The 19,808-nt window shown below is 63.9% G+C and carries 15 protein-coding genes; 8 read left to right on the top strand and 7 right to left on the bottom strand.

The window, feature by feature from the left end; genetic code table 11:
• Positions 1-52: 52 nt before the first annotated feature.
• Entirely contained in the window at positions 53-1,177 is a 1,125-nt protein-coding gene (gene recF / locus RHIBR816_RS0104355) for a DNA replication/repair protein RecF (RefSeq protein ID WP_018235315.1), read from the bottom strand.
• Between the two features lie 215 nt (positions 1,178-1,392).
• Here recF and RHIBR816_RS0104350 point away from each other — a divergent pair, with 215 nt between their 5' ends.
• The 4 genes from RHIBR816_RS0104350 to RHIBR816_RS0104335 all read left to right on the top strand — a co-directional run bounded on the left by RHIBR816_RS0104350 (position 1,393) and on the right by RHIBR816_RS0104335 (position 4,709).
• The gene (locus RHIBR816_RS0104350) at positions 1,393-2,037 is read left to right on the top strand and encodes a DUF47 domain-containing protein (protein WP_018235314.1); all 645 of its coding nucleotides are present in this window, start codon (positions 1,393-1,395) and stop codon (positions 2,035-2,037) included.
• On the top strand, positions 2,037-3,041 hold the full coding sequence (locus RHIBR816_RS0104345) for an inorganic phosphate transporter (protein WP_018235313.1): 1,005 nt from the start codon (positions 2,037-2,039) through the stop codon (positions 3,039-3,041). Before RHIBR816_RS0104350 ends, RHIBR816_RS0104345 begins: the two co-directional genes overlap by 1 nt.
• A gap of 140 nt (positions 3,042-3,181) precedes the next feature.
• Positions 3,182-3,817: a DUF1326 domain-containing protein gene (locus RHIBR816_RS0104340; RefSeq protein WP_018235312.1), complete on the top strand. Its 636-nt coding sequence runs from the start codon at positions 3,182-3,184 to the stop codon at positions 3,815-3,817.
• Positions 3,818-3,887: 70 nt separating this feature from the next.
• Positions 3,888-4,709, top strand: a complete 822-nt coding sequence (locus RHIBR816_RS0104335) for a DUF2182 domain-containing protein (protein WP_198294165.1) — start codon at positions 3,888-3,890, stop codon at positions 4,707-4,709.
• Positions 4,710-4,806: 97 nt separating this feature from the next.
• Here RHIBR816_RS0104335 and dnaJ read toward each other — a convergent pair whose 3' ends face one another.
• The 3 genes from dnaJ to RHIBR816_RS0104320 all read right to left on the bottom strand — a co-directional run bounded on the left by dnaJ (position 4,807) and on the right by RHIBR816_RS0104320 (position 10,640).
• A complete protein-coding gene (gene dnaJ, locus RHIBR816_RS0104330) occupies positions 4,807-5,946 on the bottom strand; it encodes a molecular chaperone DnaJ (protein WP_018235310.1) in 1,140 nt (379 codons plus the stop codon).
• Positions 5,947-6,233: 287 nt separating this feature from the next.
• Entirely contained in the window at positions 6,234-8,159 is a 1,926-nt protein-coding gene (dnaK, locus tag RHIBR816_RS0104325) for a molecular chaperone DnaK (RefSeq protein WP_018235309.1), read from the bottom strand.
• 255 nt (positions 8,160-8,414) lie between these two features.
• Complete coding sequence (locus RHIBR816_RS0104320) at positions 8,415-10,640, bottom strand: transglycosylase domain-containing protein (protein ID WP_018235308.1); 2,226 nt, start codon at positions 10,638-10,640, stop codon at positions 8,415-8,417.
• Between the two features lie 303 nt (positions 10,641-10,943).
• Here RHIBR816_RS0104320 and RHIBR816_RS0104315 point away from each other — a divergent pair, with 303 nt between their 5' ends.
• From RHIBR816_RS0104315 to RHIBR816_RS0104305, 3 genes are all read left to right on the top strand, one after another.
• The gene (locus tag RHIBR816_RS0104315; protein ID WP_018235307.1) at positions 10,944-11,339 is read left to right on the top strand and encodes a pyrimidine dimer DNA glycosylase/endonuclease V; all 396 of its coding nucleotides are present in this window, start codon (positions 10,944-10,946) and stop codon (positions 11,337-11,339) included.
• Between the two features lie 304 nt (positions 11,340-11,643).
• On the top strand, positions 11,644-12,528 hold the full coding sequence (locus RHIBR816_RS0104310) for a DMT family transporter (RefSeq protein ID WP_018235306.1): 885 nt from the start codon (positions 11,644-11,646) through the stop codon (positions 12,526-12,528).
• Positions 12,529-12,625: 97 nt separating this feature from the next.
• On the top strand, positions 12,626-13,117 hold the full coding sequence (locus RHIBR816_RS0104305) for a hypothetical protein (protein WP_018235305.1): 492 nt from the start codon (positions 12,626-12,628) through the stop codon (positions 13,115-13,117).
• Between the two features lie 5 nt (positions 13,118-13,122).
• Here RHIBR816_RS0104305 and RHIBR816_RS0104300 read toward each other — a convergent pair whose 3' ends face one another.
• From RHIBR816_RS0104300 to RHIBR816_RS0104285, 3 genes are all read right to left on the bottom strand, one after another.
• Positions 13,123-14,070 (bottom strand): YbhN family protein, encoded by a 948-nt coding sequence (locus tag RHIBR816_RS0104300; RefSeq protein ID WP_018235304.1) that lies wholly within the window; start codon positions 14,068-14,070, stop codon positions 13,123-13,125.
• 273 nt (positions 14,071-14,343) lie between these two features.
• Positions 14,344-15,735 (bottom strand): M20/M25/M40 family metallo-hydrolase, encoded by a 1,392-nt coding sequence (locus RHIBR816_RS0104290; RefSeq protein WP_018235302.1) that lies wholly within the window; start codon positions 15,733-15,735, stop codon positions 14,344-14,346.
• A gap of 95 nt (positions 15,736-15,830) precedes the next feature.
• Positions 15,831-16,274, bottom strand: a complete 444-nt coding sequence (locus tag RHIBR816_RS0104285; RefSeq protein WP_018235301.1) for a MarR family winged helix-turn-helix transcriptional regulator — start codon at positions 16,272-16,274, stop codon at positions 15,831-15,833.
• Positions 16,275-16,737: 463 nt separating this feature from the next.
• On the opposite strand from RHIBR816_RS0104285, the gene polA reads away from it, so the two are divergent.
• Positions 16,738-19,752, top strand: a complete 3,015-nt coding sequence (gene polA, locus RHIBR816_RS0104280; protein ID WP_026186632.1) for a DNA polymerase I — start codon at positions 16,738-16,740, stop codon at positions 19,750-19,752.
• Positions 19,753-19,808 lie beyond the last annotated feature (56 nt).

Here is a 19,808-nt window from a genome sequence, read left to right as displayed (position 1 = left end):
CGTGGGATATCGGCTTGGCGCCTCGTTCCGACGCGCCATGGAGGAGGGGATGTCACTCCGAAACGCGGCCGTTTGCAACTGTCAGATAGTGCGCCCGCTCACCAAGCGCCTCGAACATCGCCCGGTCCGTCCCGGTCATGAAGGCTTGCCCACCGAGTTCGTCGACGCGATCGAAGAGCGCGGCGCGCCGTCCCTGGTCGAGATGCGCGGCAATCTCGTCGAGCAGCAGCACCGGCGCGTGCCCGGTCATGTCGCCGACGAGGCGCGCATGGGCGAGCACGAGCCCGACGAGCAGGGCCTTCTGTTCGCCCGTTGAGCAGCGCTCCGCCTCCATGTCCTTTTCCCGATGGCGGATCATCAGGTCGCTGCGGTGCGGTCCGTCGAGCGTTCGGCCCGCGGCCGCATCGCGGGCGCGGCCGTCCTTGAGCATTAAGAGATATCGCTCTTCGAGATCGTAGGCGGGCAGGCCGTGGCCATCGTCGAGAAATCCGGCAAGCGAAAGGCTGGCGGACGGGAAGCTGCCGCCGCCCTGGCTGCGTTCCACGAGCGCCGTAAGCAGGCCGAGCATCTCCAGGCGAGCGAGCGCCATCGATACGCCCAGTCCCGCCATTTCCCGCTCGATCGCGCTCAGCCAGGCAGCGTCCTGCCGGAATTCCGAGAGCAGCCGGTTGCGGCTGCGCATGGCACGGTCGAACTCGCTGGCGCGCCGGCCGTGCTCGGGATCGAGCGAGAGCACCAGCCGGTCGAGAAACCGCCGGCGGTCGGAGGACGGGCCCGTGAAGAGGCCATCCATGGCCGGCGTCAGCCACAGCACGCGCAGATGGTCGGTGAGCTCGTCGACGGTGCGGGCCGGCGTGCCGTTGAGCCTGAGGCGGCGTGATTGCCCTTCCTCCGCACCCGCCGTACCCGTGCCGATCTCCACTGCGCCATCCATGCCCTCGACGGCCGCGAAAACCGAGAAGCCGTCCGCCGCGCCGACGCGGGCGACATCCGCGTAAGCCGCGCGGCGAAGGCCGCGGCCCGGCGAAAGAAACGAGATCGCCTCCATAAGATTGGTCTTGCCCGCACCGTTGTCGCCGGTCAGCACCACATGGCGCTGGTCGAGATCGAGCGCGAGGCCCGCATAGTTGCGAAAATCATTGAGCTTCAGGCAGGTGAGATAGACCTTGTGGGGCATTGCGGGTCCGGATTCGACGTGTCTGTCAGGTAGGACGAATGGCCGGCCAAGGCAAGGTGAAAGGGTCCGCCCGAGGCGCAACCCGGTCCCGTGGCCGTGCGGCGAGCCGAAACCCCTGTGGGAAAGCCCTGATTTTCAGCCGCTGCGGAACTATTCATGCGCCCGCACGTGCAATATGACAGCAGTATGACAATCGACAACCGTATGGATCGCTGATGCTCGGCCTGTTTCGCAAGCTCCTCCCCCGTGAAGACCAGTTCTTCGATCACTTTGCCGAGCATTCGCGCACCGTCATGGAAGCGGCGGAGGCGTTGAACACGCTGCTCGCCGGCGGCCCGGACATCGAACGCCATTGCGACCGCATCGTCCAGCTCGAAGATGAGGCCGACGGGATCACCCGGGAGGTTCTGCTTGCGGTGCGCCGCAGTTTCATCACGCCCTTCGACCGTGGCGACATCAAGGACCTCATCCAATCGATGGATGATGCGATCGACATGATGCACAAGACGGTGAAGACGATCCGGCTCTACGAGCAGAAGAGCTTCGATCCCGGCATGCAGGCCATGGGTGCCGCCGTCGTCGAGGCTGCCCATCTCGTCGCCGAGGCCATCCCGCTCCTCAACCGGATCGGTGTCAACGCGCACCGCCTGAGCACCATCGCCGAAGAAGTCACCCGCGTCGAGGGCCGTTCCGACGAACTGCACGATCAGGGCCTGAAGGACCTGTTCAAGCGCCATGGCAGCACCAATCCCATGGCCTATATCATCGGCAGCGAAATCTATGGCCAACTCGAAAAGGTCGTCGACCGCTTCGAGGACGTCGCCAACGAGATCAGCGGCATCGTGATCGAGAACGTCTGATGGACGCGACACTTGCCTTCCCGCTGCTGGTGGGTCTCATCGCGGTTGCCCTGTTCTTCGACTTCCTGAACGGCTTGCACGACGCGGCCAACTCGATCGCGACGATCGTCTCGACACGGGTGCTGCGGCCGCAATATGCGGTGATGTGGGCGGCCTTCTTCAACTTCATTGCTTTTCTGTTCTTCGGCCTGCACGTCGCCGAGACGCTCGGAAAAGGGATCATCAATCCCGGCATCGTTACGCCGCAGGTCATCTTTGCGGCGCTGATCGGCGCGATCGTCTGGAACATCCTGACGTGGATCTTCGGTATTCCGTCGAGCTCCTCGCACGCGCTCGTCGGCGGCCTCGTCGGCGCGGGCCTTGCCAAAGCCGGCTTCAGTTCCATCGTCTGGAGCGGCCTGCTGAAGACCGCCGGTGCGATCGTCATGTCGCCGGGCATCGGCTTCGTGCTCGCTCTGCTGCTGGTACTCATCGTCTCCTGGCTGTTCGTGCGCCAGACGCCCTTTGCGGTCGACAACACCTTCCGGGGGCTGCAGTTCGTTTCGGCCTCGCTCTATTCGCTCGGCCATGGCGGCAACGACGCGCAGAAGACGATGGGCATCATCGCCGTGCTCCTTTATTCCCAGGGTTATCTCGGACCGGAGTTCCACGTGCCCTTCTGGGTGGTCATCACCTGCCAGGCGGCAATCGCCCTCGGCACCCTTTTCGGGGGCTGGAGGATCGTCCACACGATGGGGTCGAAGATCACCAAGCTCAATCCGATGCAGGGTTTCTGTGCCGAGACCGGCGGCGCCATCACGCTGTTCGCTGCGACCTGGCTCGGCATTCCGGTATCGACGACGCATACGATCACCGGCGCGATCATCGGCGTCGGCTCGGCCCGGCGTGTCTCTGCCGTGCGCTGGGGCCTCGCCGGAAACATCGTCGTCGCCTGGGTGATTACGATGCCGGCGGCGGCGCTGATTTCGGCCCTTTGCTACTACGCCGTTGATCTCATCGGCTGAGACTGGTCCAGAAATGGTGCGGCGCATGGAACTCCGCACCGTTGGCATCATTCCTGGCCGGGAGTATATTCCGGTCACTGATCATAGGGTCGCATACAATGCGGTTGACAGCTTACTCGTTCTGATTTCGGGAGGGGTAGATGGCGGATATCGATTGGACGATCAAGGGCCGTGAATTCATTCATTGCAACTGCGCCTATGGCTGCCCCTGCCAGTTCAATGCCTTGCCGACGCACGGGCATTGCAATGCCGTGGGCGTTATCGATATCGACGAAGGCCATCACGGCGACACCCGGCTCGATGGCCTGAAATGCGGCATGATCGTCGCCTGGCCCGGCGCCATTCACGAGGGCAGGGGCGAGGTTGTGTATATCGTCGACGAGCGTGCCTCGGACAAACAGCGTGAAGCGCTGCTGCGGATTATGCGCGGAGAGGACACGGAGCCGGGCGCGACCTTCTTCCAGGTGTTCGCGACGACCTTCGAAACGTTTCACGATCCGGTCTTTGCGCCGATCGATTTCGAGGTCGACATTGAGGGCAGGACGGCGCGCGTCAACGTGCCGGGATGGATCGCGGCGCGGGGCGAGCCGATCCTCAATCCGGTGACGGGTGACAAGCATCGCGCCCGGCTCAATCTGCCGAACGGCTTCGAGTACGATACCTGCGAAATGGGGCGCGGCTGGGCCGACACGACCGGTTCCCTGCCTCTGTCCCTGGCGGACTCGCACGCCCACTTCGCCAGGATACATATGACCCACCGCGGCGTTGTGCATTGACACCGTGACCGACACCACACTCGAATCCCTGTTACGCCGAGACCGGGCGATCGTCGCTGCAGCGATCGCGATGCTGGCGGCGATCGCCTGGATCTACATTGTCTGGCTCGCCGCCGGCATGGACATGGACGGGATGTCGATGCCCGGGGCGGGTGGCGACGCAGCCATGCCCATGGAGCCCGGTATGCACATGGATATGGACATGGACATGGGAAGCGCGCCGAAGGCCGGTCCGCTCGACGCAATCCTCGGTATTTCGCCGCATCCCTGGAGCGCAGTCGACGCCGCCTTCACGATGACCATGTGGGTTGTGATGATGGTCGGCATGATGCTTCCTTCCGCGTCGCCGATGATCCTTCTCTACGCCCGCGTCGGGCGGCAGAGCCTCCGTGACGGCAAGCCCTTCGCCTCGGCCGGTTATTTCACCGGCGGCTATCTCATGGCCTGGGCGGGGTTCGCTCTGGTCGCGACTCTCGGTCAATGGTTGATCGAGGGGGCACTGCTGACCCCGGCGCTTGCGAGCGCCAGCCGTGTCTTCAGCGGCATCGTGCTGATCGTCGCGGGGCTATACCAGTGGACGCCGCTGAAGGACGCCTGCCTGGCGCAATGCCAGGCACCGATCGTCTTCCTGCAGCGGCATGGCGGCTTCCGTAGAGATCCGCGCGGCGCAATTGGGCTCGGTTTCCGTCACGGCCTCTATTGCGTCGGCTGCTGCTGGGCGCTGATGGCCCTGTTGTTCGTCGGCGGCATCATGAATGTGCTGTGGATCGCCGCGATCGCGCTCTTCGTGCTGGTCGAGAAAGTGCTGCCGGCCGGTCGCATCCTGTCGCGGATTGCCGGTTCGGTGCTTGTCGTCTTTGGCATTTGGCAATTGGTGGGAGCGACGCTTTGATGTCTGCCGCCGCTCCGGCAATGACGATCAGCTCCAAATATCGAGGCGCCGCGCGTCGGACTGACACGCGGCGCCTCGATTGATTTTGGATCGCGCACTATTCGCTCAGCGTATCGAAGAAATCCTTCATGCGGGAGAAGAAGCCCGTCGACTGCGGGTTGTTCTCCTTGGAGGAGATCTGCTCGAACTCCTGCAGCAGTTCGCGCTGGCGCTTGGTGAGCTTTTGTGGCGTCTCGATCTGGATCTGGATGTAGAGATCGCCGGTCTGGTTGGAGCGCAGCACCGGCATGCCCTTGCCCTTCAGACGGAACTGCTTGCCGGCCTGAGTGCCTTCCGGCACGGTGACGCGCGATTTTGTGCCGTCGAGGGTGGTGACGTCGAACTTGCCGCCGAGCGTCGCCGTCGTCATCGAGATCGGCACGCTGCAGTAGAGATCCGCCCCGTCGCGCTGGTAGAACTCATGCGGTTTGACCGACAGGAAAATATAAAGATCGCCCGCGGGACCGCCGCGCAAGCCCGCTTCGCCCTCGCCGGAGAGCCGGATGCGCGTGCCGTCCTCGATGCCGGTCGGAATGTTGACCGACAGCGTGCGCTCCTCGGTGACACGACCCTGGCCATGGCATTTGGTGCAGGGATCGGTGATCGTCTGGCCGCGGCCGCCGCAAGTCGGGCAGGTGCGTTCGATCGAAAAGAAGCCCTGGGCGGCGCGGATGCGGCCGGACCCCTGGCAGGTGGCGCAGGTCTTGGGGCTGGTGCCCGGCTTCGCCCCGGAACCGGTGCAGACGTCGCAGGTGACCGATGTCGGCACGCGGATCTGCGCCGTCTTGCCGGAAAAGGCCTCCTCGAGGGTGATCTCCATGTTGTAGCGGAGATCGGCGCCGCGCTCGCGCCCGCCGGACGAGCGGCGCTGGCGTCCGCCCATCATCTCGCCGAAAATGTCTTCGAAAATGTCGGAGAAGCCGCTGGCGCCGCCTCCCGCAAAGCCATTGCCGAAACCGGCTCCCATGCCGCCCTGCTCGAAGGCTGCGTGACCGTAACGGTCATAGGCGGCGCGCTTCTGCGGGTCCTTCAGCGTCTCGTAGGCCTGGTTGATTTCCTTGAAGGATTTTTCCGCTTCCTGGTCTCCGGGGTTGCGGTCCGGGTGATATTTCATCGCCAGTTTACGGAAGGCGCTTTTCAGCTCCTTCTCGTCCGCGTTTTTTTGAACGCCAAGCGTTTCGTAGAGATCACGTTTCATTCTTCAACGGTTGTCCAGTTGACAAGGCTTGCCAGCGCGAAGGGTCCGACCTGATTATCTTGCCACAGGATTTAGTAAACCTTGAAGCGCGATACCATAGCCCAAACGGCGTCCGCGTGGTTTTTTGTCGGGAATAATGGTGTTCCCGCACGATTTCCCGACTTTATCGCCTCGTGATGCGTTCGCCTGCCCGCCCCGTGGGCCGGGTTTTCATGTCGCTGCGAGTGCCTCGGGGATACAGAAAAGCCCGGGATCGCTCCCGGGCTTCGTTCGTCCGAGGACGCGATTTATGCCGACCGCTTGCGGTCGTCCTCGTCCTTGACTTCCTCGTAGTCTGCATCGACGACATCGTCGCCGTCGCGCTTGGCGTCGGCAGCCGCATCGGCGTGCGCGGCTTCGGCCTGCTGGGACTCATAGATCGCCTGGCCGAGCTTCATGGAAACTTCCATGAGCGTGTTGGTCTTGGCCTTGATGTCTTCGGCGTCCGGCTCGGACGCTTCGACGGACGTCTTCAGTGCCGCGATCGCGTCGCTGATCGCCTTGCGATCCGTCTCGGAAACCTTGTCGCCATATTCCTTCAGCGACTTCTCGGAAGAGTGGACCAGGCTTTCGGCCTGGTTCTTGGCTTCGACCGCTTCGCGGCGCTTCTTGTCGGCCTCGGCATTGGCCTCGGCGTCCTTGACCATCTTCTCGATGTCGGCGTCGGAAAGACCGCCGGAGGCCTGGATGCGGATCTGGTGCTCCTTGCCGGTGCCCTTGTCCTTGGCCGAAACCTGCACGATGCCGTTGGCGTCGATGTCGAAGGTGACTTCGATCTGCGGCATGCCGCGCGGTGCCGGCGGAATGCCGACGAGGTCGAACTGGCCGAGCAGCTTGTTGTCGGCAGCCATCTCACGTTCGCCCTGGGAGACGCGGATCGTCACGGCGGACTGGTTGTCATCGGCCGTCGAGAAGACCTGGCTCTTCTTGGTCGGGATCGTCGTGTTGCGCTCGATCAGGCGGGTGAAGACGCCGCCGAGCGTTTCGATGCCGAGCGAGAGCGGCGTCACGTCGAGCAGCAGCACGTCCTTGACGTCGCCCTGCAGCACGCCGGCCTGGATGGCGGCGCCCATGGCGACCACTTCATCCGGATTGACGCCCTTGTGCGGCTCCTTGCCGAACAGCTGCTTCACGGTTTCCTGGACCTTCGGCATGCGGGTCATGCCGCCGACGAGAACGACTTCGTCGATCTCGGCAGCCGAGACGCCGGCATCCTTGAGGGCTGCCTTGCACGGCGCGATGGTCTTCTGGATCAGGTCCTCGACCAGGCTTTCGAACTTGGAGCGCGACAGCTTCATCGTCAGGTGCTTCGGACCGGAGGCATCGGCGGTGATGAACGGCAGGTTGATCTCGGTCTGCTGCGACGACGACAGCTCGATCTTGGCCTTTTCGGCAGCTTCCTTGAGGCGCTGCAGCGCAAGCTTGTCGTTCTTGAGGTCGATGCCCTGTTCCTTCTTGAACTCGGAGGCCAGGTACTCGACGAGACGCATGTCGAAGTCTTCACCGCCGAGGAAGGTATCGCCGTTGGTCGACTTCACCTCGAAGACGCCATCGCCGATTTCGAGCACGGAAATATCGAAGGTGCCGCCACCGAGGTCGTAGACGGCGATCGTCTTGCCTTCCTTCTTGTCGAGGCCATAGGCAAGTGCTGCCGCGGTCGGCTCGTTGATGATGCGCAGCACGTCGAGACCGGCGATCTTGCCGGCGTCCTTGGTGGCCTGGCGCTGGGCGTCGTTGAAGTAGGCCGGAACGGTGATGACGGCCTTCTCGATCTTCTCACCGAGATAGGATTCGGCCGTTTCCTTCATCTTCTGAAGGATCATCGCGGAGATCTGCGACGGGGAATAGCTCTTGCCGTGTGCCTCGACCCAGGCGTCGCCATTGTCGGCCTTGACGATCTTGTAGGGGACCATCCCCTTGTCCTTCTGGGTGGTCGGGTCCTCGAAGGTGCGGCCGATCAGGCGCTTGATCGCAAAAAGCGTGTTTTCCGGATTGGTGACCGCCTGGCGCTTGGCCGGCTGGCCGACGAGACGTTCGCCATCGTCGGAGAAGGCCACCATCGACGGCGTGGTGCGCGCGCCTTCGGCGTTTTCGATCACCTTCGCGTCCTTGCCGTCCATCACGGCGACGCAGGAGTTGGTCGTTCCCAGGTCAATACCAATAACTTTAGCCATGTCGTTCTCTCCTTGCAGCGGACTGTCGGAACCCGGTCAGGCATTCATGGGACAGTCCCTAACGGGATGCTCTTCGGATTTGATCGCAGCCCGCGGGCTGCGTCGATGCGGCGTATATAAGGACCGGCGTTTCGGACTGCAAGGCATTCTGCAGGTCGAGCAGGGCCAAATGCAAGCCGCTCTTTCCCGGTCCGATGCGCGCGGTGGGTGCGGTGATGATCGGGTGCCGTGGGCCGGCCGGTGGCGGGTCCCTGTTCAGCCGCCGGTCAGGAGTTCGAAAAGTGTCGTGCGGCGGGTCGCACCGGTCGTCTCGCCAACGCCGGCCGGCGGGACCGGGCCGCCGGTCGGCTCCGTTGCCGGGCGGGTCTGGTCGACGGCGATCGCACCGTCCATCGCCGCCGGCCGTTCGGGGAAGGCCGCGGGATCACCGACGCCATCGGGCAGCGCCTCGCCGCCGGCGACGGGGCTGCCCTCGTCGAAGACCGGCTGGATGCCGGTGGTGCCGAAGAGCGGCGAGGGCGACAGCCCCTCATGCGCGGCGACCATGAAATCGTGCCAGGCCTTGGCCGGCAGCCCGCCGCCGGTGACCTTCTTCATCGACTTGCCGTCGTCGTTGCCGAACCAGACGCCGGTCGTGAGGTTGGTCGTATAGCCGACGAACAGCGCGTCGCGGAAGGATTGCGTCGTGCCCGTCTTGCCGGCCGCCTCCCAGCCGGGCAGGCGCGCCTTCTTGCCGGTGCCGTCGGTCAGCACCCGCACCATCATCCCGTTCATCTCGCTGACGATCGCCGGATCGAGCACGCGCGGCGGGTTGTCATAGGTATTCTCGTAGAGCACGGTTCCGTCGGCGGTGGAGATGCGGCGGATCACATGCGGCGTCGCCTTGAAGCCGCCATTCATGAAGGGCGCGTAGGAGGAGGTGAGCTCGACGAGCGTGACTTCCGATGTGCCGAGCGCGATCGACGCATTCGCCTGCATCTCGGAATCGATCCCCAGCCGATGCGCCAGCTTGACGACGTTCGGCGGTCCCACCTCCATGACGAGCTCAGCGGCAATGGTGTTCAGCGAGTTGGCAAGCGCGTCGGCAAGCGTCACCTCGCCGCGATATTTCTGGTCGTAGTTTTCCGGTGTCCAGTTGCCGATCCTCACCGGCGCGTCGTTCCTGACCGACATGGGGGTGCGGCCGATTTCGAGCGCCGCCGCATAGACAAAGGGCTTGAAGGCCGAGCCAGGCTGGCGCTTGGCCTTGGATGCCCGGTCGAACTGGCTCTCCGCATAGTCCCTGCCACCGACCAGCGCCCGGATCGCGCCGGTGCCGTCGATCGACACGAGCGCCGCCTGCGAGGCGTTGAGCTTGCCGCCCTCCTCGTCGAGGGTAGCGGCGATCACCTCCTCGGCCTTCTTCTCGAGCGTCAGATCGATGGTGGTGTCGACGATCAGGTCCTGCTTGATCTCGCCGATCATGCCGGGAAGCTGGTCCATCACCATGTCGGCGACATAGTGCTCGGCGCCCGACCAGAAGCTCTTGGCCCGCGTCGGCGTCTGCGACATCGCCGTCTTGATCTCGGCGTCGGAAATGAAGCCTTCCTCGCGCATGGTGCCGAGCACCACCTGGGCGCGCGCTTCCGCCGCTTCCGGGTCGCGTGCCGGCGACAGCCGCGAGGGCGCCTTCAGCAGGCCGGCAAGCATGGCCGCTTCGCCGAGATTGACGTCGCGCGCCGACTTGTTGAAGTAGCGCCGCGACGCCGCCTCGACGCCATAGGCGTTGGAGCCGAAGAAGACGCGGTTGAGATACATCGCCAGAATCTGGTCCTTGGTGTATTTCTGTTCCAGCCAGAAGGCGAGCAGCACCTCCTGCACCTTTCGTTCAAGGGTGCGTTCCGGCGACAGGAACAGGTTCTTGGCAAGCTGCTGCGTCAGCGTCGAGCCGCCCTGGACCATGCGACCGGTCGTGATGTTGGTCAGCATGGCGCGCGCCAGCCCGAGCGGGTCGACGCCGAAATGCGAATAGAAGCGGCGGTCCTCGATGGCGATCACCGCCTGCGGGATGTAGGGGGACATGTCCTCGAGCGCCAGCGCCTCGCCGCCGGTCGCACCGCGGTTGGCGACGATATCGCCGTTGACGGCGAGGATCTTGACGTTCGGCGGGCGCTCGGGGATCGACCAGCTCGTCGCACTCGGCATGCGCGCGCCATAGTAGAGCACCAGCCCGCCGACGCAAATCGCCCCCCAGATGCCGAGCACGACGCACCAATAGGCGAGCCGCCGCACCATTCCGAAGAATCCGCCGCCGGACCCGCCGCCTCTGTTGGAACGCCTGCCGCGCGCCTCGCGCCCGCCCTTGCCGCTCGGCCGCGTGCGCTTGGCCTTGCGTCCGCCACCGCTGACTCGGTCGCTCGCGTCGACGCGCAGATCGTCGTCGTCATCGTAGTCGCCGCCAAAGGAAGGCTCGATCCGTTGTCCTGATTTTCTGCTCGCCATGCCGGAAGGATCTGTCTCCTGAAGCCGGACCGGTGATCGTCGCTGTCAGGCGACACCGGCGGCGCAATTGTCGTACGGCGCCGGTCTTTCCGTCCCGCTCACGCCGATCCCTCGACTCTAAATGCGGCAATTTAAGGGGGCGTTAAGAACGAGATCGGGGAAAAACCGAGCGCCTTCAAAACCTTGGCATCGCCACCTTCGTCGCTGGCATGGTGCACATGCGGGCCTTGCGCTCGATCGACGAGATATTAGATTGGCGATGCGCGCATCCGACAATGGCGCTGGCAGCGACGGATCGAACCGGTGACCAGAATCAATTGCCTTCCGCCTTCGGAACTGAGTGGGCCGCACCTGGTTGCCGAGTATCGCGAACTGCCGCGCGTCTTCGCGCTCGTCCGGGCCGCCATCGCGCGCGGCGAGAGCCCCGCCGATCCGCGAAATCCGCCCGCTTATACGCTCGGCAAGGGCCATGTCCGGTTTTTCTATGGTCGGCTTTTCTACCTCGCCAAGCGGCAGGCAAGCCTCATCGCCGAGATGCAGCGGCGCGGCTATCGGCCGACCTTTCTCGAGCCCGGAAGCCTGTTGAATGGATTCCCGTCGGAATGGTGCGATGACTGGGAGCCGACTTGCGAGGCCATGGCGCTCAACCGCGATCGTATCCGGGAAAGAGGCTCCTGCGGTCGCGAGCCGAGCGGTTGATGATCCATCCGCCTTGCATCCGCTGCAATGCTGCGATGCAACATTGGCAATATTAAATCAGCCGGAATGACTTATGATCATCCTCATCGAAGCGCTGCACCTCCTCCCGCGGCGCCCGATGCGGGTCGGTTTCACTCCTCCTCCCAGGAACCGGCCAAGTTTGAAAGACCCCGACGCCACCTCCTCCCGGCTCGGGGTCTTTTTCTGTCAACGCCCCCGATTCTCGGAGCCACTGTGGCGCGTCCCCGGTGGATGCACGAGAAAATCGTGGTCCAAGCCGCAAGACGCGTGTATTGGCGAGCGCATGTCCAAAGCAAACGGCTATGTCTTCGCGCTGCTCGCGATCGTCATCTTCGCGATTCAGGACGGGCTTTCCAAACATCTCGGCACCAACTACCCGCCGGTCTTCGTGGCCATGATCCGCTATTGGGCCTTTGCCGCCTTCGCCGTCGCGCTGGCGTGGCGGTCGCCGGCGGGTCTGCGGGCCACCGCGATCACGAAAAAGCCGCTGCTCCAGCTACTGCGCGGGGTGCTGCTGCCGGCCCAGATCGTCGTCGTGATCACCTCATTCACCGTCGTCGGCCTGGCCTTGTCGCAGGCGATCCTCGCGGCGACGCCGATCTTCGTGGCGCTCTTGTCGATGCCGCTTCTCGGTGAACGCGTCGGATGGCGCCGCTGGTCGGCGATCGCGGCCGGGCTCGTCGGCGTGTTGTTGATCCTCAAGCCTGGGGAAGGCTTCTTCGACGTGAAATTTCTCCTGCCGCTCGCCGGCGCGCTGATGTTTGCGGTCTACGCCATCGCGACACGGCTCGTCAGTCGCGGTGATTCGGCGATGACGAGCTTCTTCTATACGGGCGTCGTCGGTGCGGCGGCGATCAGCCTCGTCGGCCCGTTCTTCTGGGCCACGCTGTCGGGGCCGGACTGGGTGTGGATGATCCTCCTCTGCGTCACCGGCAGCCTGAGCCACTATTTCCTCATTCGCGCCTATGACCTGCTCGATGCCGTCGCGGTGCAGCCGCTCACCTATCTGCAGCTCGTCTTCGCCTCGATCATGGGGGTCTCGATCTTCGGCGAGACCCTGACGGCCAACATGATCATCGGCTCGCTTCTGGTCGTGGCGGCCGGGATTTTCACCGTCTGGCGCGAGCGGGTGGTCGCCCGGCGCAAGGCAGGCCTGCCGCCGGAGTAAGGGCTCTCAACGCAAAATCGTCGTGATCCTGACCAATCCTGTCTGCCTCGGCGGCCGGCGATTCGGTCGGCCGTGAGCATTCTGCGAAAGGAAGACGATGCGATCTCGTTCGATCATCCTGTCGGCATTGGCGGTCCTGTCGCTATCGAGTGTCGAGGGCAGGGCACAGGAGCCCGCCCCTTATGTCGATGACCGTTCCGATGGCGCGGCGCTCATTCGCTCGCTCTACAACGCCATCAATCGCAAGGAATATGCCAGGGCCTATGCCTATTTCGGCGATGCGAAGCCGGTCGGCGAGTTCAAGGCCTTTGCCGATGGTTACGCCAAGACCCTCTCGGTCGAGGTCCGGATCGGCAAGGTGACGACCGAGGGCGCCGCCGGCAGCATCTACGCGGCCGTCCCGGTGGCGATCAGGTCGGTCGAGCAGGAAGGCAAGATTCGCTTCTTCTCCGGTTGCTATGTCGCGCGGATCATCAACCCGTCGCTGCAGGTGCCGCCCTTCACCCCCTACCAGATCGAGACGGCGCGCCTCGAAGCGGCGGAAGGACCGATCGACAAGGCGATTCCAAGAGAGTGCAACGCGCCCTGATGGCGCTACGATCCCTCCGCGTCGCGCTGCTCCAGGAAGCGCGAATGCTCGAAGACGAAGATGACGACGAGCGCCATGACGAACGGGATCAGCAGGTAGAGCAGGCGGAAGATCGCCAGTGCCGCCAGCACGTCGGCCGGGTCCATCTCGGGGAGCGCGGCGATGAAGACGAGTTCGAGCACGCCGAGCCCGCCCGGCGCATGCGAAAGCAGCGCCGCCGAAAAGGAGGCGAGGAAGATTCCGAGAATGACGATATAGCCCGGATTGCCGGCCTCCGGCAGAGCGAAATAGATGATGCCGGCGGCGCCGAGGAGTTCGACCGGGGCGATCACCAACTGCCGGAGCACGATCGCCGGCCGCGGGTAGTGAAGCTGGAACCATCGGGTGCGCAGCGGCCGAAGGCCGACCAGGCTTCCGAGAATATAAAGACCGATAAACGTCAGAAGCAGGCCGCCCGTCGTCAGCGACATCTCGATCGGCAGCACCTCGGCAAAGCGTTCGATGATGTCCGGCTTGGCGAGCAGCACGATCGCCGACAGCACCAGCGTTCCAAGCGTGAAGGTGAAGGAGCAGAAGGCGACCAGAACGCCGATTTCGCCGGGCGTCAGCCCCTTCGAGCGATAGGCCCGGTAGCGGACGATGGCGCCGGAAAATACCGACGCGCCGAGATTGTGCGAGAGTGCATAGGTCGTGAACGAGCAGAGGGTGATGAACCAGATCGAGATGCGGTGGCCGAGATGGTCGAGCGCCAGCTTGTCATAGGCGGCAAGGGCCGCATAGGCGATGAGCGTCGAGCCGATGGCCAGCAGCCAACTGGCGAACGAAATCGCCTGGAAACTTGCGACGAATTCAGCGAGCGAAAGGCCGCGCAGTTCATGATAGAGCGCGTTCACCGAAAACAGAATCGCCGCCAGCCCCACCACCGGCCAGAAATATGCTTTGAGGCGTTTCATGCTCTGATCAGGATGCCGGCCGGATCGAGGCGTGCCTGCAGCACCGATGAGTTGCCCGAGCGGCCAGGTCCGTTCGGGCGATGAAAAATGCGCGCCCGCAACGCGACGCCTCGGTCCTCACCCATGCCAATAGCCCATTCCCCATTCTGATCTGTTTTCAAAAAAGGGAAGCATCCTGCGGCGGGCAGGTCAAGCAGCGATGGCCGGATATCTGCTCGGATGTCCTCAAATGAGAGTGAGCCGCCGCGACAGGTTCGGCGGCGGCTCGGCCTGTCAGGCCGCAAGCGCGTCGAGGATGCGGATCCACGAGCGGATGCCTTTGTGGAACGAGGTGAGCTCGTATTTCTCGTTCGGCGAGTGAATACGGTCGTCGGCAAGGCCGAAGCCGACGAGCAGAGATTCCATGCCGAGCATTTTCTGGAAATCGCCGACGATCGGGATCGAGCCGCCCATGCCGATGACGATCGCCGGCTTCGGCCATTCGGCGGAGAGCGCCGCCTTGGCGGTGGTCAGCAGCGCCGAATCATACGGCAGATGAATAGCCGGCGAAGCACCATGGGGGCGGAACTCCACGGAGCAGTCCGCCGGAATCTTCGAGCGGGCATAGGCCTGGAAGCTTTCGCGGATCTTTGCCGGATCCTGGTCGCCGACGAGGCGGAACGACACCTTGGCGGAAGCTTGGGCGGCGATCACCGTCTTGAAGCCTTCGCCGGTATAGCCGCCGATGATCCCGTTGACCTCTGCCGTCGGGCGTGCCCAGGTCAGTTCGAGGACCGAGCGGCCCTTCTCGCCGGAGGGGATCGACAGACCGACATCGCCGAGGAATTTCTCCGCGGTCCGGCCGAGCTTTTCCCAGGTCGCCTTGATCTCGGCCGGTGTCTCCTCGACGCCTTCGTAGAAGTTGTCGAGCGTGACGCGGCCGGTTTCGTCGTGAAGCCCGGCGAGGATGTCCGTGAGAATGTGGATCGGGTTTGCCGCGGCGCCGCCGAAAAGGCCGGAATGCAGGTCGCGGTCTGCCGACGTGACGATGATCTCCTCGCCGACGAGACCGCGCAGGCCCGCCGAGATCGCCGGCGTCTCGCGGTCCCACATGCCGGTGTCGCAGATCAGCGCGTAGTCGGCCTTGAGTTCGGCGGCATTGGCCTCGAGGAAGGGTTTCAGCGACGGCGAGCCGGACTCCTCTTCCCCTTCGAAGAGAATGGTAATGCGGCAGGGAAGCGCCCCATGCGTCTCCTTGTAGGCGCGCACCGCCTCGACGAAGGTCATCAATTGCCCCTTGTCATCGGAGGTGCCGCGGCCCGTGATCACCTGGCGGCCGGGTTCGAGTTCCTTGATTCCGGGTTCAAAGGGCGGCGCGTCCCACAGGTTCAGGGGATCGACCGGCTGGACATCGTAATGACCGTAGAAGAGCAGGTGTGGCGCGCGCGCGCTTTCGGCGGCATGGTGGGCGACCACCATCGGATGGCCGGGCGTGTCGCGCACGGAGGCTTCGAAGCCGAGTGCTTCGAGTTCCGCAACCAGCCACTCGGCCGCCTTGCGGCACTCGGCCTTGAAGGCCGGGTCGGTGGAAATCGACTGGATGCGGACGAGGTCGAAAAGCCGCTCGAGGCTTGCGGCGAGGTTTGCGTCGGCGCGTTCGAGCACGGGGGTGATGTCTGCCATCATGCGAATCCTTTGTGGTTTCGCGGGCGAACCTAGAATCGAATGCGGGCGGCTTTAAGCGAAATCTTTTGATGCAACGACAAATTGTCCGTTGCCGATCAGGAGGGGTCGCCACCGCGGGCCGCATTGGCGAGCGCCATGCGCATATATTCGAGCATGAGCTCCTTCTCGAAGCGGCGAAAACCGGCGAGAAGCGATTGCTCCGCCGCGACGGCCGCCTCCTTGGCCGCGGCCTCCATGTCGCGGGCCCGGCCCGTCAGGAAGATCTGCTGCGAGCGCCGGTCATTGGGATGCCTCCGCCGCTCGACGAGGCCGTCACGCTCCATGCGTGCCAAGGTATTGGCCATGGTCGCCTGTTCGATGTCGAGACGATCGAGCAACTGTTTCTGCGTCAGGCCGTCCTCGGCCCATAATTCCAGCAGGATGGGAAATTGCCCCGGCGCGAAGCCGAGTTTCTGGGCCCGCTCCTGAAGGGCGCGCGAGAAGCCTCTTGCCAGCAGGCTGGCGAGATAGATCGCAGAATCCATGCGCTTGAAGGCCATAGCGCATGGGTAGGCCCGAATCGGGACGAAGACAAGTTACAAAGCAGGCGATGGAGTGGCCTGCCTGATCCCGACAAAGGAAAGCCATCTCCAAACAAAAACCGCTACGGCGCGGAGGCGGCGCCGTAGCGGCTTCGTGAAAGCGGGACAAAGGCCCGGAGAGGGGGATGAGGCCTTTGTCCACATCTGGTGCGGGCGGGGGACAGGCCAATCACCAGACGACGGCATCGTTTAAGTGCCGCTCACCCTGATTTGAGGATTCAAATGTGGCTTTTCAAGGATTGTCCGACTGAGTCGCACATTACAAATGCGTAACGTTTCCGTGAGGCGCTTCACCGTCGAATATCCGGTTTGACGACCGGGAATGCCGTATCATTCCGGGTGCCGAAATGGGCATGGCAGTTCCTGTTTGCAAGCAAAACCGCGATGGACCTTTGCCTGCCCGCGCGCTATCCATGGCCGCATGACAAACGGTGATCATCTCTTCCTCGTCGACGGCTCGGGCTTCATCTTCCGGGCGTTCCACGCCATCCCGCCGCTCAACCGCAAGTCGGACGGGCTTCCGGTCAATGCGGTTGCTGGCTTCTGCAACATGCTCTGGAAGTTGTTGACCGATGCGCGCGACACGTCGGTCGGCGTGACGCCGACGCATTTCGCGGTGATCTTCGATTATTCCTCGAAGACCTTCCGCAATACGCTCTACGACCAGTACAAGGCGAATCGCACAGCGCCGCCGGAAGATCTGATCCCGCAGTTCGGGCTGATCCGCCACGCCACCCGCGCCTTCAACCTGCCCTGCATCGAGAAGGAAGGCTACGAGGCGGACGACCTGATCGCCACCTATGCGCGGCTTGCCGAGGAGGCGGGCGGCGGCGTCACCATCGTCTCCTCCGACAAGGACCTCATGCAATTGGTCACCCCCAATGTGTCGATGTACGACAGCATGAAGGACAAGCAGATCACCATCCCCGACGTCATCGAGAAATGGGGCGTGCCGCCCGAGAAGATGATCGATCTCCAGGCGATGACCGGCGATTCGACCGACAACGTGCCGGGCATTCCCGGCATCGGCCCGAAGACGGCAGCGCAGCTTCTCGAAGAATATGGCGACCTCGACACGCTGCTTGCGCGAGCCGGCGAGATCAAGCAGCAGAAGCGGCGCGAAACGATCATCGCCAATGCCGAGATGGCGCGCCTGTCGCGCGAGCTCGTCACCTTGAGGAAGGACACGCCGCTCGACGTGCCGCTCGAGGATTTCCGGCTCGATTCGCAGGACGGCCCCAGGCTCATCGCCTTCCTGAAGGCGATGGAGTTCACCACCCTGACGCGTCGCGTCGCGGCGGCGACCGAGACCGACGCCGAGGCGATCGAACCGGCGCATGTGCCGGTCGAGTGGGGGGCTGCGGCGCATGGCCCGGACCTCGACGTCGGCGAGGCCGCCGGGCCGCTGCCGACGGCGCAATCATCGAGTGCCGCGCCGCCGCGCGGGACGGCCGCCAAGGCGGCGGTTTCCTTCCTCACGGGCATGGGCGACGCGGACGCCACCGGCGCGACGCCGCAGGAGCTGGCCCAGGCGCGTGCGGACTTCTTCGCCAAGGCGCCCTTCGATCATTCGGCCTATGTGACGATCCGCGATCTCGAAACCCTCGACCGGTGGATCGCCGATGCGCGCGAGGCGGGCGTTCTCGGTTTCGATACGCAGACGAACTCGCTCGACCCGATGCGGGCGGAGCTCGTCGGCTTTTCGATGGCGTTTGCCGATTACGGCAAAAATCCGCTAGGGGGCACCATCCGCGCCGCCTATCTGCCGCTGATCCACAGGAACGGCGTCAGCGACTTGTTGGGCGGCGGCCTGGTGGAAAATCAGGTGCCCGCGCGGGAGGCGTTAAGCCGGCTAAAGGCACTGCTGGAAGACCCGTCGGTGCTCAAGGTCGCCCAGAACCTGAAATACGCCTATCTGGTCATGAAGCGGCACGGCATCGTCCTGCAGAGCTTCGACGACACCATGCTGATGTCCTATGTGGTTGATGCCGGCAACGGCGGGCACGGCATGGATTCGCTCTCCGAGCGTTGGCTCGGCCACGTGCCCATCCCCTACAAGGACGTCGCCGGCACCGGCAAGGCGTCGGTGAGCTTCGATTTCGTCGACATCGACAGGGCGACCGCCTATGCCGCCGAGGACGCAGAGGTGACGCTTCGTCTCTGGCATGTCTTGAAGCCGCGGCTGGCCGCCAAGCGCCTGACGCGCGTCTATGAGCGCCTCGAAAGGCCGCTGGTCGCCGTCTTGGCGCAGATGGAGGAGCGCGGCATCACCGTTGACCGGCAGATCCTGTCGCGCCTTTCCGGCGAATTGGCGCAGGGCGCCGCAGCGCTCGAGGACGAGATCTATCGGCTGGCCGGCGAGACCTTCACTATCGGCTCGCCGAAGCAGCTCGGCGACATCCTGTTCGGCAAGATGGGCTTGCCGGGAGGCTCGAAGACGAAGACCGGTCAATGGTCGACCTCCGCTTCGGTGCTCGAAGAGCTTGCCGCCGTCGGACACGAACTGCCGCGCAAGATCGTCGACTGGCGCCAGCTCACCAAGCTCAAATCCACCTATACGGACGCCCTTCCGGGCTACGTGCATCCGGAGACCAAGCGCGTCCATACCGGCTACGCGCTTGCCGCCACGACAACGGGGCGGCTTTCCTCGTCCGAGCCGAACCTGCAGAACATTCCGGTCCGCACCGCCGAGGGCCGCAAGATCCGCACGGCCTTCATCGCGACGCCGGGCCACAGGCTGGTTTCGGCCGACTACAGCCAGATCGAGCTCCGGGTGCTGGCCCATGTCGCCGACATTCCGCAGCTTCGCCAGGCTTTTGCCGACGGTGTCGACATTCACGCGATGACCGCATCCGAGATGTTCGGCGTGCCGGTCGAAGGCATGCCGGGCGAAATCCGCCGGCGCGCCAAGGCGATCAATTTCGGCATCATCTACGGCATTTCCGCCTTCGGCCTTGCCAACCAGCTCTCGATCGAGCGCTCGGAAGCGGGCGATTATATCAAGCGCTATTTCGAACGCTTCCCCGGCATCCGCGACTATATGGAAAACACCAAGGCCTTTGCCCGCGAGCATGGCTATGTCGAAACGATCTTCGGGCGCCGCGCCCATTACCCGGATATCCGCTCCTCCAATCCATCGCACCGCGCTTTCAACGAGCGTGCCGCCATCAACGCCCCGATCCAGGGCTCGGCCGCCGACATCATCCGCCGCGCCATGGTGAAGATGGACCCGGCGCTTGGGGAAGCCAAGCTTTCCGCCCGGATGCTGCTACAGGTGCATGACGAACTGATCTTCGAGGTCGAGGAAAGCGAGATCGAGCGCACTCTTCCGGTGATCGTGTCGGTGATGGAAAACGCGGCCATGCCGGCCCTCGACATGAGGGTGCCGTTGAAGGTCGACGCCCGCGCCGCGCAGAACTGGGACGAGGCGCATTAGAGCGGGATGCGCTCACATGCGTTCGCGCTGTCCGGAATTGCGTAATTTCAAAGAGT

It is taken from the genome of Ensifer sp. BR816 (genome assembly GCF_000378985.1).
In the GTDB taxonomy this organism is placed as follows: domain Bacteria; phylum Pseudomonadota; class Alphaproteobacteria; order Rhizobiales; family Rhizobiaceae; genus Sinorhizobium.
Note: the sequence above shows the minus strand (reverse complement) of the source record. Positions and strands in the feature narration are given on the sequence as shown.

Excerpts from the sequence above, each read along its gene's own strand:
- recF (WP_018235315.1), bottom strand. The coding sequence starts at position 1,177 with ATGCCCCACAAGGTCTATCTCACCTGCCTGAAGCTCAATGATTTTCGC.
- RHIBR816_RS0104350 (WP_018235314.1), top strand. The coding sequence starts at position 1,393 with ATGCTCGGCCTGTTTCGCAAGCTCCTCCCCCGTGAAGACCAGTTCTTC.
- RHIBR816_RS0104345 (WP_018235313.1), top strand. The coding sequence starts at position 2,037 with ATGGACGCGACACTTGCCTTCCCGCTGCTGGTGGGTCTCATCGCGGTT.
- RHIBR816_RS0104340 (WP_018235312.1), top strand. The coding sequence starts at position 3,182 with ATGGCGGATATCGATTGGACGATCAAGGGCCGTGAATTCATTCATTGC.
- RHIBR816_RS0104335 (WP_198294165.1), top strand. The coding sequence starts at position 3,888 with ATGCTGGCGGCGATCGCCTGGATCTACATTGTCTGGCTCGCCGCCGGC.
- dnaJ (WP_018235310.1), bottom strand. The coding sequence starts at position 5,946 with ATGAAACGTGATCTCTACGAAACGCTTGGCGTTCAAAAAAACGCGGAC.
- dnaK (WP_018235309.1), bottom strand. The coding sequence starts at position 8,159 with ATGGCTAAAGTTATTGGTATTGACCTGGGAACGACCAACTCCTGCGTC.
- RHIBR816_RS0104320 (WP_018235308.1), bottom strand. The coding sequence starts at position 10,640 with ATGGCGAGCAGAAAATCAGGACAACGGATCGAGCCTTCCTTTGGCGGC.
- RHIBR816_RS0104310 (WP_018235306.1), top strand. The coding sequence starts at position 11,644 with ATGTCCAAAGCAAACGGCTATGTCTTCGCGCTGCTCGCGATCGTCATC.
- RHIBR816_RS0104305 (WP_018235305.1), top strand. The coding sequence starts at position 12,626 with ATGCGATCTCGTTCGATCATCCTGTCGGCATTGGCGGTCCTGTCGCTA.
- RHIBR816_RS0104300 (WP_018235304.1), bottom strand. The coding sequence starts at position 14,070 with ATGAAACGCCTCAAAGCATATTTCTGGCCGGTGGTGGGGCTGGCGGCG.
- RHIBR816_RS0104290 (WP_018235302.1), bottom strand. The coding sequence starts at position 15,735 with ATGATGGCAGACATCACCCCCGTGCTCGAACGCGCCGACGCAAACCTC.
- RHIBR816_RS0104285 (WP_018235301.1), bottom strand. The coding sequence starts at position 16,274 with ATGGCCTTCAAGCGCATGGATTCTGCGATCTATCTCGCCAGCCTGCTG.
- polA (WP_026186632.1), top strand. The coding sequence starts at position 16,738 with ATGACAAACGGTGATCATCTCTTCCTCGTCGACGGCTCGGGCTTCATC.